This window comes from Nostoc sp. DedQUE08 (genome assembly GCF_034530895.1).
In the GTDB taxonomy this organism is placed as follows: Bacteria; Cyanobacteriota; Cyanobacteriia; order Cyanobacteriales; family Nostocaceae; genus Nostoc.
Window position 1 is genome coordinate 80218 of record NZ_JAVRCD010000010.1, and the last position, 17593, is coordinate 97810.

Annotated in this window: 19 protein-coding genes; 7 read left to right on the forward strand and 12 right to left on the reverse strand. The window is 40.9% G+C overall.

What is annotated here, in order from left to right:
- Positions 1-43: 43 nt before the first annotated feature.
- Together RMY64_RS09320 and RMY64_RS09325 are read right to left on the reverse strand one after the other, a co-directional pair.
- Positions 44-475 (reverse strand): HNH endonuclease signature motif containing protein, encoded by a 432-nt coding sequence (locus RMY64_RS09320; protein WP_322671128.1) that lies wholly within the window; start codon positions 473-475, stop codon positions 44-46.
- Between the two features lie 5 nt (positions 476-480).
- On the reverse strand, positions 481-843 hold the full coding sequence (locus RMY64_RS09325) for a hypothetical protein (protein WP_322699866.1): 363 nt from the start codon (positions 841-843) through the stop codon (positions 481-483).
- A 241-nt stretch (positions 844-1084) separates the two neighbouring features.
- Here RMY64_RS09325 and RMY64_RS09330 point away from each other — a divergent pair, with 241 nt between their 5' ends.
- Entirely contained in the window at positions 1085-2197 is a 1113-nt protein-coding gene (locus tag RMY64_RS09330; protein WP_322671126.1) for a hypothetical protein, read from the forward strand.
- A 203-nt stretch (positions 2198-2400) separates the two neighbouring features.
- Here the strand turns inward: RMY64_RS09330 and RMY64_RS09335 are convergent, their stop codons facing one another.
- From RMY64_RS09335 to RMY64_RS09360, 6 genes are all read right to left on the reverse strand, one after another.
- Positions 2401-3312: a nucleotidyl transferase AbiEii/AbiGii toxin family protein gene (locus tag RMY64_RS09335; protein ID WP_322699867.1), complete on the reverse strand. Its 912-nt coding sequence runs from the start codon at positions 3310-3312 to the stop codon at positions 2401-2403.
- Positions 3313-3474: 162 nt separating this feature from the next.
- Entirely contained in the window at positions 3475-4878 is a 1404-nt protein-coding gene (locus RMY64_RS09340) for a ferredoxin:protochlorophyllide reductase (ATP-dependent) subunit N (protein ID WP_322672299.1), read from the reverse strand.
- Between the two features lie 200 nt (positions 4879-5078).
- Positions 5079-5873: a DUF5331 domain-containing protein gene (locus RMY64_RS09345; protein ID WP_322672298.1), complete on the reverse strand. Its 795-nt coding sequence runs from the start codon at positions 5871-5873 to the stop codon at positions 5079-5081.
- 32 nt (positions 5874-5905) lie between these two features.
- Positions 5906-6772 (reverse strand): ferredoxin:protochlorophyllide reductase (ATP-dependent) iron-sulfur ATP-binding protein, encoded by an 867-nt coding sequence (gene bchL / locus RMY64_RS09350; protein WP_292774821.1) that lies wholly within the window; start codon positions 6770-6772, stop codon positions 5906-5908.
- A 687-nt stretch (positions 6773-7459) separates the two neighbouring features.
- Positions 7460-7714, reverse strand: a complete 255-nt coding sequence (locus tag RMY64_RS09355; RefSeq protein ID WP_322672297.1) for a TIGR02450 family Trp-rich protein — start codon at positions 7712-7714, stop codon at positions 7460-7462.
- Between the two features lie 69 nt (positions 7715-7783).
- Positions 7784-8158 (reverse strand): hypothetical protein, encoded by a 375-nt coding sequence (locus RMY64_RS09360; RefSeq protein WP_322699868.1) that lies wholly within the window; start codon positions 8156-8158, stop codon positions 7784-7786.
- Between the two features lie 81 nt (positions 8159-8239).
- Here RMY64_RS09360 and RMY64_RS09365 point away from each other — a divergent pair, with 81 nt between their 5' ends.
- Positions 8240-8392, forward strand: a complete 153-nt coding sequence (locus tag RMY64_RS09365; RefSeq protein ID WP_322699869.1) for a hypothetical protein — start codon at positions 8240-8242, stop codon at positions 8390-8392.
- A 361-nt stretch (positions 8393-8753) separates the two neighbouring features.
- Here RMY64_RS09365 and RMY64_RS09370 read toward each other — a convergent pair whose 3' ends face one another.
- On the reverse strand, positions 8754-9302 hold the full coding sequence (locus RMY64_RS09370) for a hypothetical protein (protein WP_322699870.1): 549 nt from the start codon (positions 9300-9302) through the stop codon (positions 8754-8756).
- A 256-nt stretch (positions 9303-9558) separates the two neighbouring features.
- Positions 9559-9798: a hypothetical protein gene (locus RMY64_RS09375; RefSeq protein ID WP_322699871.1), complete on the reverse strand. Its 240-nt coding sequence runs from the start codon at positions 9796-9798 to the stop codon at positions 9559-9561.
- 89 nt (positions 9799-9887) lie between these two features.
- Here RMY64_RS09375 and clpB point away from each other — a divergent pair, with 89 nt between their 5' ends.
- Positions 9888-12506: an ATP-dependent chaperone ClpB gene (gene clpB / locus RMY64_RS09380; protein WP_322699872.1), complete on the forward strand. Its 2619-nt coding sequence runs from the start codon at positions 9888-9890 to the stop codon at positions 12504-12506.
- A 217-nt stretch (positions 12507-12723) separates the two neighbouring features.
- Here clpB and RMY64_RS09385 read toward each other — a convergent pair whose 3' ends face one another.
- Positions 12724-13281, reverse strand: coding sequence for an SRPBCC family protein (locus RMY64_RS09385; RefSeq protein WP_322672291.1), 558 nt, complete (start codon positions 13279-13281; stop codon positions 12724-12726).
- A gap of 421 nt (positions 13282-13702) precedes the next feature.
- Between RMY64_RS09385 and RMY64_RS09390 the strand changes: the two genes are divergently transcribed.
- The 3 genes from RMY64_RS09390 to RMY64_RS09400 all read left to right on the forward strand — a co-directional run bounded on the left by RMY64_RS09390 (position 13703) and on the right by RMY64_RS09400 (position 15495).
- Entirely contained in the window at positions 13703-13897 is a 195-nt protein-coding gene (locus RMY64_RS09390) for a hypothetical protein (protein ID WP_292729343.1), read from the forward strand.
- 140 nt (positions 13898-14037) lie between these two features.
- A complete protein-coding gene (gene rd, locus RMY64_RS09395) occupies positions 14038-14202 on the forward strand; it encodes a rubredoxin (RefSeq protein WP_292774831.1) in 165 nt (54 codons plus the stop codon).
- A gap of 51 nt (positions 14203-14253) precedes the next feature.
- Entirely contained in the window at positions 14254-15495 is a 1242-nt protein-coding gene (locus RMY64_RS09400; protein WP_322699894.1) for an NAD(P)/FAD-dependent oxidoreductase, read from the forward strand.
- Positions 15496-15635: 140 nt separating this feature from the next.
- Here RMY64_RS09400 and RMY64_RS09405 read toward each other — a convergent pair whose 3' ends face one another.
- The gene (locus tag RMY64_RS09405; protein ID WP_322691048.1) at positions 15636-16118 is read right to left on the reverse strand and encodes an SMI1/KNR4 family protein; all 483 of its coding nucleotides are present in this window, start codon (positions 16116-16118) and stop codon (positions 15636-15638) included.
- Positions 16119-16410: 292 nt separating this feature from the next.
- On the opposite strand from RMY64_RS09405, the gene RMY64_RS09410 reads away from it, so the two are divergent.
- Complete coding sequence (locus RMY64_RS09410) at positions 16411-17493, forward strand: hypothetical protein (RefSeq protein ID WP_322699873.1); 1083 nt, start codon at positions 16411-16413, stop codon at positions 17491-17493.
- Positions 17494-17593 lie beyond the last annotated feature (100 nt).

The following is a 17593-nucleotide window of genomic DNA, read 5'->3' on the forward strand; positions in this document are numbered from 1 at the left end:
GTTATTGAGGGATGGGGCGATCGCTCTTTCATCTGCGGTTCATTCAATCTTCTGGAGGATGCCAACCCGCAAGTACCCAATAACTATGAACTTCTAGTGCATCTGCATCATCACTCAAATGTAGAACTGCAACAGTTGCTCTACCAGTCGGCGTTTTGCCAACAATACGTACACCATCTTCACTCCAGCCAAAATGCTCAAACCAGACTTGAGTACGAGGGTTAAATAGCTTTACCGTTTCGCTCGTCTCTGGATCAAACCCTGTAGTTTTATCACTTTTGTAGCGATTACATAGGGGACAAGCTAACCACAAGTTTGATTCATCATTGCTACCATTTTTAGATATGGGAATAATATGTTCGATTTTCAAACGTGCCATTACTAAACGCTGAGGACTCAAACAATAACCACATCGGTTTCTAGCAGCACTGCGGACACGACGTTCTATTTCTACAGAAATGTAAAAACGGGCCATTGTTATTAATTGAGGGCGGGTTTCAAACCGCGTTCAACAGCTACTTTTAAAGCTCTTGCTTTACTTACTAAGCCATGTCGATAGACCTGCATAAGTTCATCTAGTTGACGAACTTCTGCATCATTCAACTGTCCCTCTCGATAACGCGCTTGCAAGTCACTGAAAACCTCTTGCTGCTCAGTTTCCATCTGCATATCGCACATAGCCAAAATCCGATCGTCCGGTAGAGACTCCAGAGGTAGTTCGGTAATGGCGCGATCAATCCATTCTAGTAATACATCTTCAAGTCGCTGATGTGTAAAAGCAGCGATTTCCTTTGCTTTTTGTGCCAGTGTTTCAGGGAGTTGAAGGGTGACAATTTCAGCCATTTTCTACCTGCTTGCTTTTACTTATGATTGTATCTGCGATCGCTCTGCATCTTCTGGTTAAAAAATAGCGATCGTTTTTCTTTATTAGCGTGGACGGTTCGTTAAAAAGAGCGATCGCTATTGCATAAACTACAACTCAAATTGGGAATACTGAGTAAAGGGCAGGTATTTACTGTGCGGAATCGAAGCAACTACCTACCATACATCACGCTGCTGAAATTTTAGCAACTAGGAGAAAATTGTGAGTTTACCAGTTACAGTAACCTTTATGCTTGCTGATTGGATTGTCAAAGGACTAACAGATGGAACTCTTGAACGGGTTGGAGGTGTAATTAGGGAAGTAGGCAGTAAGCGAGTAATTACTTGGTTAAGAGAGGTTAATTCACCTACTCAAGGAATTTTGCAGGTAACTAGTGCAGTCAGTATATTGAACCTGGGTGTCTCAGTTATAGGCTTTGTTGTAATAGCACAACGGCTTAAGGAATTAGAACAACGCTTACAACAAGCACAAAAAATTTTAAATAACATTAATCGTAAAATCGACCTTAGTTTCTATGCAAATCTTCGTGCTGCAATCGAATTAGCAAATAATGCTTTTACAATGACCAAAACTGAAAATCGTAGAAATAGCGCCCTACAAGCTATTAACCGTTTTTTAGAAGCAGAGCATATTTATGCTGAATACACCGATATCGAAATTGAGCAAAAAAGCCAAATTATTGATGAATATCTACTAACTTTATCTTTAGCTTACCTAGCTGAAGCACGTTGCTATTTAGAATTAGAAGAACATGATACAGCACTTCGCCGGTTTCAAGAAGGAGCAAAAGTTCTCCGTTCACGTATTAAAAAATATATTGACATTGTACTTACTTCTAACCCAGCAGCATACTTACAACCTTGTTACAAAGGTCAGATAGATTTGCGTAGGCTAACACAAATTTACCAGTGGATTAACCCCAATTTAGATGAAAATGCAGTTTTTGATTTGCAACGTGAGAACTTATTTAAAATGGGAGAAGAGTTATATTCTATATATAAATGGGTAGATTCACTCCCACCAGCAATTTTAACTCGTGATGAAGTTCAAGGAGGTTGGTTCGGCCCAGATCATAAGGATTTAAAACAAGAAGCAGATAAACGTCTTCCTAAAGTTATGGAAGCTGTAGAATCTATGATAGAAACCCATCGCCGTTTTAAATCTTACCAAACAGAAGTGCAAGCAATATCCCAATTAGGAATCAGCTTTCATAACTGGCTTAAATTAACTCCGTCTACAGAAATTAAACCAGACGGCGCAGAATTAATGTACATAATTCCATCTAAACCTTTAGAGTTACAGCCTTTCATCTGAACTAATTACAAGATTAAAGATGAATTAATCAAGGTCAAGAAAGTCTCTGGGAGTAATAATCTGGTTTTGATATTCGGCTAGGGACTTGAGTGATAAAAGGTCTTGATCTCCTGTGATTAAAAATTCTGCATTGGCATCTTTAGCAAGTTCTCAAAATTTGTTGTTATCTGGATCTCTACAGATGTTTATTTGAGATTTTATTTCTATAAAGATTCAAATTCAACAAGAAGCAAATTTATTCCATCCATTATTATTGGAAATTTTTCTTCAGGTATATTTAATTCATGAAAACATTTATCTCTATATTTTTCTTTTTTGGTAAAGTTAGTGATGGCTTTAACTAATGGCTTTTTTACTTCGTAGCTTTCTTCGGCTTTAGCAATTGCACGTGCGGGGATTTCGTTATTTACACGCAATATTGCTAAGTCAATCAAATCTCTAGATTGTGTACTCGAATCATTCCATCGGTCAGCATTAGCCATTAGTTTTGATGTAAATCTATCGCTTATACTCAGACAAGGTATTTTTGTCCATTCTGGATAAACAGGAGGGTCTAAAGTAAAAATCCCATTGGCTACAATTTCTATTTTAATAGTTGTTTCATTGACTACAACAAGGAAACGAATACCATATTGATTTATTGTACTGTCGCCTAATTCGATATCTGTTGTACTTTGAAATAATGCCACAATTCCTTCATCGTAAATCAAATTTCTTAAATATCTGTAATTTTCCGTTCCATAAGAGAAGAGGAAATCAATATCTTTACTAAGCCTGTATTCATCATATTCTAAAGCCAAGAGTGTACCACCACCAAAGTATGCATAAGCTTTTTTGAAAACTTCTGGATTGAAAGTATTAAGGATTTTAAGTATATTATTATGATGATCGAGATGAAACATTTCAAAATCCGGTAGTATCCAGGAGTTATATTTTTTTGCTAAATAATGAACAAAATCTTTCTCTTCTTGTTTTAAATTATTGAAGGTAGTTTGATGATGCCAATTGCGTTGATACAATTGAACAATTTCTTTCTCACTCATTTCATATACATTTTTTAGCTGCCAACCAATAGACTCTAGAAATGGTAGCTTTTGTAGATTGAGCTTAAGCATAATTAACTCTAATGGTTAAATTTTCTCTAAGTTATGATTTAGCGATATCCACCTGATTGTAACTATTTTTAGGCGATCTTCCTTTGCACCTTTGTGAGACAAAAAAGGCGAACCCAAAAAGTTCGCCTTAATTATATGCTGTTGCTCAATCCAAACCCAAATTTAAATCTTCGCTTCTTCTCTCACCAACTTATCCCAACCCAAATCTTTCAAATTATTATTCCGACGCAACGGACGAGTCACCAACTCTAATATGTCACGCGCATTTGTAAAGCCGTGAATTTGAGCAAAAGTGAACTCTACAGACCACTTAGTATTAATACCCCGTGCTTCCAATGGGTTAGCGTGAGCCATACCAGTAATTACCAAATCTGGTTTCAACTCATAAATCCGTTGAAGTTGATTGTAATTATCCGGCTTCTCTACAATCCTTGGCAGAGGTGAATTCATTTCCTGGCAAGTTTTCTCCAACAATGCCAACTCAGCAGCTTGATAGCGCTTATCCATGTAGGGAATGCCGATTTCGTGAACTGTCATCCCACAACGGATTAAGAATCTTGCTTGGGAGATTTCCAGCAAGTTATCACCCATAAAGAATACAGACTTACCGCGAATCAGTTTTACGTAATCTTCCAAGCCTGCCCAAATTTGTGCTTCCCGTTCATCCAAACCCTTGGGAGTAATACCGAACACCGAGCAGATTTTCTCAATCCAAGCGCGAGTGCCATCGGGGCCAATGGGGAAGGGTGCGCCAATGAGTTTACACTTGCGGCGGCGCATCAACGTAGTAGCTGTGCGGCTGAGGAAGGGGTTGACACCAGCGACATAATACCCTTCTTCCAGTACTGGCAATTCTGTGAAGCGCTTCGCGGGTAGCCAGCCGGAAACTTTGATACCTTGTTTCTTCAGTTCCAAGGTTAACTGAGTAACTACGGGGTCGGGCAGGGAGCCAAAAAGAACTAAGGGTGGATGATCTACGTACTCAGATTCATCTTGGGCGACATCTTCTTTCTTTTTACCGAAGTTGAGCAATTTTGCGATCGCATTGCGTTCACTTTTCTCTGTTTCCGCCACTGGAGCCTTATCAGGGCAACGGTTAGCCATTGCTGCTAATACGGTGTCTTCCCCTTGGGTGAAGGCGTAATCTAGACCATTTGCCCGCGCTACTACGATGGGAATTCCGATTTCAGATTCTAGCTTCGGTGCCAAACCTTCCAAATCTGTTTTGATAATTTCGGTAGTGCAAGTGCCAATCCAGACAATTACACTAGGATTGCGATCGCGTTTAATTTGCAAGCACAACCGCTTTAACTCTTCATAATCATTCAGCTGTGCCGAAATATCGCCCTCTTCCAACTCTGCCATTGCATAGCGGGGTTCAGCAAAAATCATCACCCCCATCGCATTTTGCAGGAAGTAGCCACAAGTTTTTGTCCCAATCACCAAAAAGAAGCTATCTTCAATTTTTTGGTATAACCACGCCACACAGCTAATTGGGCAAAAGGTATGGTAATTCCCGGTTTCACATTCAAAGTTTAAAGCTTCTGGTTGTTGAGCGACAGTCATTTTGGTTTTTTCTCCCCTTGATATTTAATGGCAGATCGACCAATTTTAGATTTTAGATTGATAATTTTGGATTGAAGGCTGGGACAACAAAAGTATCCTCTGTCTAACGACAATTTCCCTAATTCCTCATCCAAAACCGTTCGACTGAGCGTAGCCGAAGTCCCAAATCTAAAACTTAAAATTGCGAAGAACGGCAATAATTAAGCGTTGGGGAAGAGGCGGGCAATTTCTGATTCATCAAAAACGCCTGCTGGCAGTTCTTCCCCCAAAAAATCGTTATTTTCTTCAGCCTTTTGTAAAGCTGTTTCATCACCCCAGACATCTGATAACACGTCTTTAAACGCATTCTCATCTAGTGGACTATCTCCAAGCGCCTCGTCTTCGTCTTCATCCAGCTTTACTTCCGTTGCAGCTGTTGTATCGAAGGCAATTTCCCCAAACTCATCTGCTTCTAAACTAGAGCTTTGGAGAGACTCATCTTTTGAGTTGTGTCCGTTGGTTAAGGAAATATCGCCAAAGCCATTTTCCGTTTCTTCCAACTCGCTGATTCCCAGGCTTTCATCCTCAGAATCCACAATTGTGAACTCTTCAACTACCGCCACCGCCACAAAGCCATTGGTATGAGCGTGTGTCAATGTTTCATCTTCAGGCTTTTCATCAATGACAGATGCTGCTTCTTCTACGTATTTTTCTGCATCTGGGTTGACGACGAAGCGATTACCGAGAGCTAAATCTGGGTCAAAATGCAAATCCAGCACTTCAATCAGGGTATCGGCGTCAGGATTGAGTTTGGCAAAGGGCAACATTAACTGCGCTAGTTTTGGCTCTAGGGCGTTAAGAACTCCCAGGATGAGGTAGGAAGGTGGTCGCTTCCCGCCATCAGGGGTGTACACTGATTCCACTTCCATGTGAAGGGTAATCCAGTCTCGATTATTCTGGAAAAATTGCAACCACTTTTGCTTTATTGAATCCGTAAAACTGTGAAAGAAAGCCATATTATTGTCCCCCATCCTGAGAACTTGGTGATTTATACAATCATCAAGTCTAGTTCCTCTTCTGAATTAGGAACCTGGGGTTTACCCGGATTTAGATAAAAATCAGATAACAAAGAGAACAACTCGCGATCTGGTGAATCATTAGGTACAACACCTTCGGGACGCGCTAGAATTTGGTCGGCGATGTTGAGATAGTAGTCGCAAACGTAGTCTAGGGAAGGATCTTGCTCTGCCATCTCAAACAATGTCTTACCTTTCACACGGGAAACGCGGATATCTTCAATTAAAGGTAGAACTTCTAGAACTGGCATGGGCACTGCTTCTATATATTTTTCAATCAAGTCGCGCTTAGATGTGCGATTGCCAATTAACCCAGCTAAACGCAGTGGGTGAGTTCTTGCTTTTTCGCGGACTGAAGCAGCAATCCGATTAGCCGCAAACAACGCATCAAAGCCGTTGTCTGTAACGATCAGGCAGTAATCTGCATAGTTGAGTGGTGCTGCAAAACCACCGCAAACTACGTCACCCAGAACGTCAAAAAGAATTACATCGTACTCATCAAAGGCGTTGAGTTCTTTAAGTAATTTTACGGTTTCACCAACTACGTACCCGCCACATCCAGCACCCGCAGGTGGGCCACCAGCTTCTACGCAATCAACACCGCCGTAGCCTTTATAAATTACATCTTCCGGCCAGACATCTTCGTAGTGATAGTCCTTTTCTTGGAGGGTGTCGATAATTGTCGGAATCAAAAACCCAGTCAGGGTGAAGGTGCTGTCATGTTTGGGGTCGCAGCCAATTTGCAGCACTTTCTTGCCACGTTTAGCTAGGGCGACGGATATATTACAGCTAGTTGTGGATTTACCGATACCACCTTTTCCGTAGACTGCTAGTTTCACTGTTGTTTCCCTCTTATAGCTTCTTGTCAAACTTGTGGCTCAAACATTTGCCTTCACCTTTCCTGAGATGGCGATGCGTGAGGTCTGTTGATGTCATTATTGGGCAAATTACTTAGAAAAGAAAGTGGCTCCTAATCTGTAAAACAGTCTTAGACGATGAATTCAAGCTTAATTAAATTTATTTAGGTTTTTATGAATTTTAAAGACCTTAAAAGATTTAAAAATAGACAATAAAAACTTTTTATTATCTATTTATATAAAAAGAGTTACAAAAAACAAAAAGCTGAAATCGTTTTTTTTGAATGCTTTTCATAGAATTAGCTAATGTTTTTAGAACCTGTTTTCAAGGCATTGGAGCGCAGGGTTAAGGGGAAACAGAGGTATATGCAGCCTGATGCTGGAAATACTACTGCAATTTGCGTTAGCGTAGCTCACCAAACGTATCGCAGATAATCTGGCAGTTTTCAATCGGTAGAGCAAACCATTTAATTGCTGCTTGAGAGTGAGTTAGTGTGATTTTGTAAAATATTATTAATTTGCAAGATATAGCGTTTCTGGGTTGAGTCCTATGACAGACTTAACCCCCCTTCCCTACTAGCGTTGGGTAGTAAGATTCAAAGCCTCTTTCCTAAAAGAGAGAGCAATGAAAGTGAGGTTAAAATCTTTTGGCTGTGCGGCTTAAGGCAATTAGGACACCTCAGTTTTAATTTCCTGGATTTCCTGCAATGTTTGCCAACCAGCTTGCCACTGGGAGTTATCTTGTAATAATTTGGCATTTATCCAAAAACGGACTTTAGGATCGCAAGCAGCAACCATTTCGGCGTAAACCCACTTCCCCTGATTTTTCCGATTGACAACTTGGAAATGCCGCCAGCCATCAACTTTTTGCTGTGCTGTCCACTTAGAACCAACTAGGTAAGGAAATTTTTGTTTTTTAGTCATTTGTCATTTGTCATTCGTCATTCGTCATTTGTCATTGGGAAAACACTTTCTTTATTCCCCATTCCCAAATTAAGATGTCACCAAATCACCGTTACGGGTAAATTTCTGGCAATCCAACTCATTATCTTGCTGAACGCATAGCGAAAACCATCTGATATGGCTCCAGCAGGTGTTGATGTTGTTGGTAATTTTGCGCTTTTTCTTAGAAAGGCGTTGTCTTACAACTTCATTAGGACAAAGAATTTCTAACGTAGCCGTACCATCTTCGTCATTGACGATGCGAAATAGACAGTCTTGCAACATCGCACGGCTGCTGCTGTCGAAGAACCGCTTAAATCGCTGTAGCTTTTCCCCTTCAGTCATTTGGCTGATGGGTTTTATTTTCAAGAAATCCTCATCCTCTAAGTCAAAGTCATTATCTTCAAAGTCGTAGGGGTCAATCATTTTTAGCATCCACTAGGCGACCTGGGATCATGGTAACTCTGTATGGGGGCAAGGTAGATTTAATAAATAAGCATCTCTAGAATGTTATCAATATTAATCGAAAAAGCTTTGAGCGTTTCTTTGATGGCTGCTTGTGAATTCAATGAGATTTGGCTTCATGGTATTACTGCTGCGATCGCCATTTACTTTGGCTTTATTGCTACACCAAATTTATTAGAACTGAGTTCCGGGTAAAACCACAATCTTAGCCAGAAATAAATAAAAGTTATATCAAAATTAAGTAAGCGGGCTAGTCATTTAATCGTATTGACTTAATAAAGAATCGTATACCAAATTAAGTATACGATTCTTGATAAAACATAGAACTAAATTGTTTTCTACCCACGATTGGAATGCTTCAGTTGTTCAACCAAGGGATATTAGAGCTAATTACGGGCAGTGTATGCCATAAAGTTGGCTTTGCTTAAAATTAAGGGGGTACGCCCGTTTTTTTTAGTTACAGCTAGGAAGGAGCAAACATTTTTGTACTAAGCTTTTGTACTAAGCAGTTTTACCTGTTACACCAAATAGGTTTTTTGGTATAACAGGCGTATACTTACTGCAAACCTAGTTGTTTAGACTGTGATGCTACCAGCGTAATGGCAAACTTAGTCCCTGGCTTAAAGTCTGCAATAGTTGCATTATATTCCAAGGACTGGTTCGATGGTAAGTAAGATGGCCCCCCGCAAGATACATTTAAATCCGTACCATCCTGAACTTTTAAATTAGAACAACCATAAATGACTGCTTTATTGCCTTCATTATCGATTTTGCTGATCTGAAGGCTTTTAACAACCCCAGTTACATCCGCAGGCAACTCTATAATAGCTCTTTCAACCCTCAGAGCTTGTGATAACTTCATCGCGTTAGCACTGAAGCTACATCCATCGGCATTGTTAACTATCACAGTCGGTGGTATAACATCGATTTCATTGGGGTCATTTGGATCTGGTATTATTCTTACATCACCTACGACGGTACAATCTGACTTGAAAGGCGCAGTCTGTGAATCTGCAATTGCCATTCTAGGAAAGAAAGTTGCACAAATTACGAGTAAAACAGCAAGAACTCCAAAAATCTTTTTGGAATATTTGAATCGATTCATTATTTTTCCTCCTTAAGTAAGTAGATGTTGGAAAAACCTCTAGCTAAAGGAATATTCAGTAATTTTTTGATTAAATATGCAAATATGCAATTTGATTTTCAAAATTAGATTTTTCTGGGGGTGTAGACATCGCCAAAGCACTGCAAAAGTTTTCGGATGACTGGCACGAACACTGATTTCCAGCATTGTTACATTAACTGCTAGTCTCCAACTCAGCACACGCAACACTTTCTCCTCCAGCGCTGTCAAGTAAGCACTATTCGGCTTCTAGGGCGACTCCAAAAACCTCTGTACCGACTCCTAAGCGCTCACTGGAATAAACCCAACTAATGCGATCGCCTACGTGGGCCCTTGCGCCATCGCACACGAGAGCGCATCTGCTGACATTCCGCAGACAGGTAATTGAAACCCACATAGGAAAATCGGAACTAGGGGAAAATACCACTTTTACAAGACGTGAACACCGATCTAGGCGATCGCTCCACTCTTCATACAATATCTATTGAAAGTAGAAATTATCTTTACTTGGTGTTCTGGTGGTAGCCTGCGATAAGCTGCTGCACCTCTACGTTCCTGAAAAAGCCTATGCAACCTACTAATCCTAACCAATTTACAGAAAAAGCCTGGGAAGCGATCGCCCATACCCCGGATATTGTTAAACAATATCAACAACAACAAATCGAAAGCGAGCACCTGATGAAAGCTTTGCTAGAACAAGATGGTCTAGCAATTGGGATTCTCACTAAAGCGGGTGTTAATCTCCAAAAACTGCGCGATCGCACTGAACAATTTTTCCAACGTCAGCCGAAAGTATCTGGTAATAGTACTTCAGTATACTTAGGACGCAGCTTAGATACACTTCTAGATCGAGCAGACGGATATCGCAAAGAGTTTCAAGACGAATATATTTCAATTGAACACTTATTGTTGGCTTACGCTAAAGATGACCGCTTTGGCAAAGCTTTATTCCAAGAGTTTGGTTTAGACGAAGGCAAACTCAAAAATATTATTAAACAAGTTCGTGGGAGTCAAAAAGTGACCGATCAAAATCCAGAAGGCAAATACGAAGCACTGGAAAAATACGGGCGTGACCTTACAGAAGCCGCGCGTAAAGGTCAACTCGATCCAGTAATTGGACGAGATGATGAGATTCGTCGCACTGTGCAAATTCTTTCTCGCCGCACCAAAAATAATCCTGTGCTAATTGGCGAACCAGGTGTTGGTAAAACTGCGATCGCCGAAGGATTAGCACAGCGCATTATCGCAGGTGATGTACCTCAATCCCTCAAAGACCGCAAGCTAATCGCTTTAGATATGGGTGCTTTGATTGCAGGGGCAAAATTCCGGGGTGAATTTGAAGAACGCCTGAAAGCAGTATTAAAGGAAGTTACCGAATCTGGCGGCAATATTGTTTTATTTATTGATGAAATTCACACCGTTGTCGGCGCTGGTGCAACCCAAGGCGCGATGGATGCTGGGAACTTGTTAAAACCAATGTTGGCGCGGGGCGAATTGCGTTGTATTGGTGCGACAACCCTGGATGAATACCGCAAATATATCGAAAAAGATGCGGCATTAGAAAGACGGTTTCAACAGGTTTATGTCGATCAGCCTAGTGTAGAAGATAGTATTTCGATTTTGCGCGGCTTGAGAGAACGTTATGAAAACCACCACGGGGTGAAGATTTCTGATAGTGCTTTAGTTGCCGCCGCCGTATTGTCGAGTCGATATATTAGCGATCGCTTCTTACCAGATAAGGCAATTGACTTGGTAGACGAAGCCGCCGCTAGGCTGAAAATGGAGATTACCTCCAAACCAGAAGAACTCGACGAAATCGATCGCAAGATTCTGCAATTGGAAATGGAGAAGCTTTCGCTACAAAAGGAAAGCGATGCTGCTTCTCGCGAACGTCTAGGAAGACTGGAAAAAGAAATTGCCGATCTCAAAGAAGAACAAAAAACTCTGAATACTCAATGGCAGTCTGAAAAAGATATCATTGACAAAATTCAGTCTGTGAAAAAAGAGATTGAACAAGTCAATTTAGAGATTCAGCAAGCAGAACGCGACTATGACCTTAACCGCGCTGCGGAGTTGAAATACGGCACTTTAACCAGTTTGCATCGTCAATTGGAAGCAATAGAAGCTGAATTGGCAAACACTCAAAGAAGTGGTAAATCACTATTAAGAGAAGAAGTCACAGAAGGTGATATTGCTGAAATTATTTCTAAATGGACAGGAATTCCGATCAGCAAATTAGTGGAATCTGAGAAAGAAAAACTGCTGCATTTAGAAGATGAACTCCACCGCCGCGTGGTTGGACAAGAAGAAGCAGTCACAGCTGTAGCGGATTCAATTCAGCGATCGCGCGCTGGATTGGCCGATCCCAATCGTCCCATCGCTAGCTTTATTTTCCTTGGGCCTACGGGTGTAGGTAAAACCGAATTGGCGAAAGCGCTGGCGGCGTATATGTTCGATAGCGAAGATGCATTGGTGCGAATCGATATGTCTGAGTACATGGAGAAACACGCCGTCTCTCGTTTAATCGGTGCGCCTCCGGGATACGTGGGTTATGAAGAAGGCGGACAACTTACAGAAGCGATTCGTCGCCGTCCTTACTCAGTGATTCTCTTCGACGAAATCGAGAAAGCACACCCCGATGTCTTTAATATCTTCTTGCAAATTCTCGATGATGGTCGCGTCACTGATGCCCAAGGTCATAAGGTGGACTTCAAGAACGCTATTATCATCATGACTAGCAACATCGGTTCGCAGTACATTCTTGATATCGCTGGGGATAACACCCACTACGATGAAATGCGCCGTCGAGTCATGGAAGCAATGCGAAATAGCTTCCGTCCAGAGTTCCTGAACCGGATTGATGAAATCATCATCTTCCACGGTTTAGATAAGAAGGAATTGCGGCAAATTGTGCTGTTGCAAGTGGAAAGATTGCGGCAAAGATTGAGCGATCGCAAAATATCTCTCAAACTATCGGATGCTGCACTTGACTTTTTAGCAGAAGTAGGGTATGACCCAGTGTATGGGGCGCGTCCACTGAAGCGGGCGATTCAGCGAGAGTTAGAAACTCAAATTGCTAAATCCATCTTGCGCGGCGAATTCAACGACGGCAACACTATCTTTGTAGATGTGCAAAATGAAAGGTTGTCTTTTAGCCGTTTACCAGTTGAAGTCTTTACCGGATAATTACACCTGATAAATCACACACAAAAACCCGTTTTCTCACAGAAAGCGGGTTTTTGAATTATCGAGAGGTATAGCAAGGGACTGGGGACTGGGGACTGGGGACTGGGGACTAGATGAATGGTTAGTTACCCTGCGGGATCTTGCTACAGTCGGGGTTTAAATCCCTATCTGAAAATGTCTAAAATGTTTGAATTTTGAATGCGTGATTTTTGAATTGTTAATGACTCTTACACATAACTTGTCGCATTTTACGCATATTTGCAGGCAACTCTAAATTCATCGCTTGTTGAATAAAAATAGATGGAATCGGAATTAGAGGTGTCGCTTGCACAGTATAAGCAAGTATTGTGCCATTACCACAATCTTGTAGTTCTAAATTGGCGTTAAAATCCTCAAAAGTCCCATTTACCATGCGAAATTGGATTTGCTGCCCCAGCACTTCTACAACATTGAGGTAAATTTCCACTTGAGCCGTAAAAAAGAAGAAAGCTTTTTGTGCTGCTTGATACAGACGTTTGACTTCACCTTTATGTACTACCTCACTCTTGGTAATATCGGGAAAATATTGCACCCAGCGGGGATAATCAGTTAATTGCTGCCAAACGTGCGATCGCACCATCGGCAAATACATCCAGGCTGTCACCGCACCACCCGACATCTTGTGCGATCGCGTTTCTACCAAAATTTCACCCTGTACCAGCAACTTTTGCTTGTCTTGACTCCAAGCCATATCTGAACCTGCAATAATTGAATCTGATATATAAGACGCAGACATAATGATTAAGTTACTCCTCAACTCATCCACCTAAATAGAGTTGAAACTACAAGCCATAAAACTTGATTTAGAGCCAACCCATTATTAAATTAGTTCCAGTTTAATACTTATCTTTTCCGGAAAGGATGATTTTTTGCTCATCATTTCAGTTACTTTACTGTAAAAACTGTGTTTCTTATCACAATTAACATAATTAATACTCCAGTGACTTTTGTCAAAGTAATACTTGTAGATGAAAAACTGCGTTGTTAACAGCTAGAATGGCACAAACACGATTTAACATCAAGTACTTTACCCTAACGTTTGGATAGTATCTCTTGGTTTTACGTGTTATTTCTGATGAAACTATAACTTCATCGTAACTTCATATTTTAATTATCAATATCAAGTGTAATGTCTGTTGAATTGAGAGGAAAATTAGGTGAATCAATCTTCTTTGAATCGTAGATTAATCCAGATTTTTGGTACACTTCTCGGCATTAGCGTTGCCGTCTGGGTACTGAGAGGTATTGGTATTCTCACTTTTATCCCAGGTGGAATTATTTGGCTCTTGCTACTTGGGGCGATCGCGATCGGAATTATCAGTTACGCCCAAAGGACATGGTGGCGTTTTTAGTCATTTGACTAATGACTTTGCGAAACGGTTTGATTTTCATGCCGTAGTCTCGTTTAAGAATTGTAGCTTGCCTATTTTGACTTACTGCCAAAAGTATTTAATAGGGAAGCAATGCCAACAATTTACGAGGGGAAAGGAACATGGCAAAGTATAAATGTACTGTTTGCGGCTATATATATGACCCAGCAGAGGGCGATCCAGATAGCGACATAGCACCGGGAACAGCCTTTGAAGATATCCCAGAAGATTGGTCATGTCCAACTTGCGGTGCAACAAAAGACGACTTTGAACCTGATGAAGAGTGAAAATAACAGCTAGCCTAGAAAGTAGGTGCTGTAAAAGAGACATTTTTGAAATTGTTACCGTTACAAATTGTAGTTATTGGGGGTGGGGCAGCAGGATTTTTTGGCGCGATCGCTTGTGCCAAAGCCAATCCTGATGCCCAAGTTACTTTACTCGAAGCCAGTCGTCAACCCCTAGCGAAAGTGCTAATTTCTGGTGGCGGACGCTGCAACGTGACTCACGCTTGCTTTGAACCGGAGGAGTTAGTCCAAAATTACCCCAGAGGTGCAAAAGCTTTGCGGGGTGCTTTGACTCGGTTTGGGCCTCAAGATACAGTAGCTTGGTTTGCTGCTGGTGGAGTCTATCTCAAAACGGAAGCCGATGGCCGGATGTTTCCTGTCACCAATACTTCAGAAACCATTGTGGAATGTTTAATTAAAGCAGTGGCGAAATCTGGGGTAAAACTCCGGATCGGTACACACGTAACTTCGGTGAGAACCGCAGCAGATGGGGGGTTTGATATTCTTCTGAAGTCGGGAGAGACAATTAAATGCGATCGCCTACTTCTAGCAACTGGTAGCAGCCTTGCAGGTTATAAAATTGTTCGAGAGTTAGGTCATCAAATTGAACCGCCAGTACCCTCGTTATTTACCTTCAACATTGTCGATCAAAAATTGCGGGAATTGGCTGGAGTTAGCGTTAACCCCGCTCAATTGCGTTTATCTGCGGGCGGGAAATCCCAATTACAACAAACTGGCCCATTGCTAATTACCCACTGGGGTTTGAGTGGCCCGGCTGTTTTGAAGCTTTCTGCTTGGGGTGCGAGAGTTCTGCACGAAAGCCGCTATGAAGCCACATTATTGATTAATTGGTTGCCTAATTTGCACCATGAACAAGTGCGAGAAAAAGTTTTAGCAGTTAAGGATGAATGGGGAAAAAAAGCGATCGCATTGCATCGTGGCGTTGATCTTCCTCATCGTCTCTGGCAATATATTATTGCTCGTGTAGGCATTACTACAGAAGACCGTTGGGCAGAAATATCTAGTAAAACCTTAAATCAACTGGTGCAAGAACTTACTCAAGGACAGTATTTAATCAATGGCAAAGGAGCCTTCAAAGAAGAATTTGTTACCTGTGGCGGCGTCAAGCTTAAAGAAGTCAACTTCAAGACGATGGAAAGTAGGTTAGTTCCTGGTCTTTATTTTGCTGGAGAAATCTTAGATATTGATGGCGTTACCGGTGGGTTTAACTTCCAAAGTGCTTGGACAACAGGGTATTTAGCAGGCGTAGCAATGGCGAATAGCCAAATAGCTTAAAAGAGTTCGTAGTAAGCACTAAAGTGCTAAAAAAATCAGGACTAAAGTCCTTACTACGAACTTAGAAAAATTAATGTAGCAGAATACTATAATCGTTATCGTTAAAGTTTATTTATTCTCAAAAAGATAACTTTTAAATCTTATCTCAGTCCTCTCCTTATCAAATACTGAACTTGTTCTACAAATTTCTCTATCCAATCCATCACAGATTTACTGGACTCTGTGATTGTGCCACTGTCATTTAGAAAATAAACAGAACAGTCATCTTGTCCATTGGCAATAATAAACCACGGATCTCCATGTAAAGCACAGATACAGAAAGCATTTTCAGGTAAAGGTGTACATTCTTCTCCCTCAGCAATAGACTCAAGGATAATCTCTTGCTGCCATTCATTCATTTTAATAAGTTGGTCGTAATAAAACTCAATTTCCGATTCTCTAACAAGCTTTCCGGCACTATGCCCAAGTAAGCCTAAGATTTCCCTGTAAGTCCTTGGTAAAACTCCATATTTACTTTCAATGTATGCAATTTCCTCTGAGGTACATCCTTGTAGGTCTTGCTCATTTTTTACTATTTCACTAGCAAACAAGCGCTCTCTTAATTCTTGTATATTATTAATCATTTTAAAATTTGAATTGTTTAGAGGATAAATAATCTCTATCTTAATTATTAATTATCTGACTAGTACAAAATAGCAAAAATATACTCTTAAAGCTTGTTAGTAAGAGTGTCTCCGTGTTAACCTCAACCCATTTACCAGTTCTTTAGGAACAGCGATCGCTACTTAATTATATTTACTTATCAAAATTCTTATTAATCCTCCAGCATTTCCCACCTTGCCACTCTATATTCACACCAGCCACTCTAGAGAAGACAAATTTTTCTGGGTGTATTACTTTTTTCATAAAAGATATATGGATACTGATAAAAATCCTACGTCTGAAATTACGTTGCAAGAAAGCCAGTATATGCTGCATGGCTTTCCAGTGCTTGGTATTCCTGATGAGGAGCGTGCTGTTAAATACTTCAGCCTCAATCCATTTCTACCAAATGTTCAGAATCGTTGTCCGGTTGAATGTGCCTATTGTGTCTGTCATCAAGACCGTGATTGGCATCATTATCCACAAAACTTTCAGGATGTCTCAGCTCCGGTTGACCTGCTCGATCTTTTGCTAGACTACATTTTTGCTACCCCAGAGGGACAAAAGGGCTTTCCAATTTCACTGTGCGATTACTCTGACCCTTTTATTCCAGCCCATCGAGAACGCGTACTATCAATTTTGGATGCACTGATTGACCGCAAAGCTGCCAACATCGTCTACATCACCACCAAAGTTCATCCTGGTCAATCTTTTCTAGAGCGCCTCAAAAAAACTCTAGAGCGACCTCATTCCCTTCGAGTCACTGTCTTTGTTAGTCTACCACCCTTGAAACCAGGCTATGAGCAAGCCTCAATTCAGAGTCGGGTACAGTTGCTGCAAGATTTAGTAAACCTTGGCATTCCCTGTTGTTGGTATCTGCGTCCACTAGTTGAAGAGTGGTTTGATGAAGCCTTAATGTGGCAATTAGCACGTACATTATTACCTCATGTTTCCCGTCACGTTATTCTATCTGGGCTTGTGATGTCTGAAGAGATTGAAACGAGTCTGTTAAAACAGGAATTAATCGTTCCAGAATGGGATCGCACACAACCAGGACGTAAGCAATACTTATCATTAGAGTTCGAGTCAAAACTGCGCTCAATTCTCAGTACTGTAGCTAGCGAGCAAAATATTTCTCTCGGCCCGGTGATGGGACATCGGTTATGCGGTAGTAACGGCAATCATGCTTATGGCTGCTTGATTTGCGCTAAACAAAATCGGTATTGCCAGCTTTTTCAACTTCATCACTATGGTGAAACGATCGCTACCGAAGATAATCAACGCCTCAAGACGCTATTGAGACAAGATTCAGTGAAAGTAAGCTCACGAGAGCCATCAACAGAAGAATGTCACTGAAGTAATCCAACCTGAAGCGAAACTAGAAACAGTCTGATTGCCTCACCGCTACGCGTCTACAAAATTATTGTATTGGAGCATAAAGAGGGAAAATTATCTT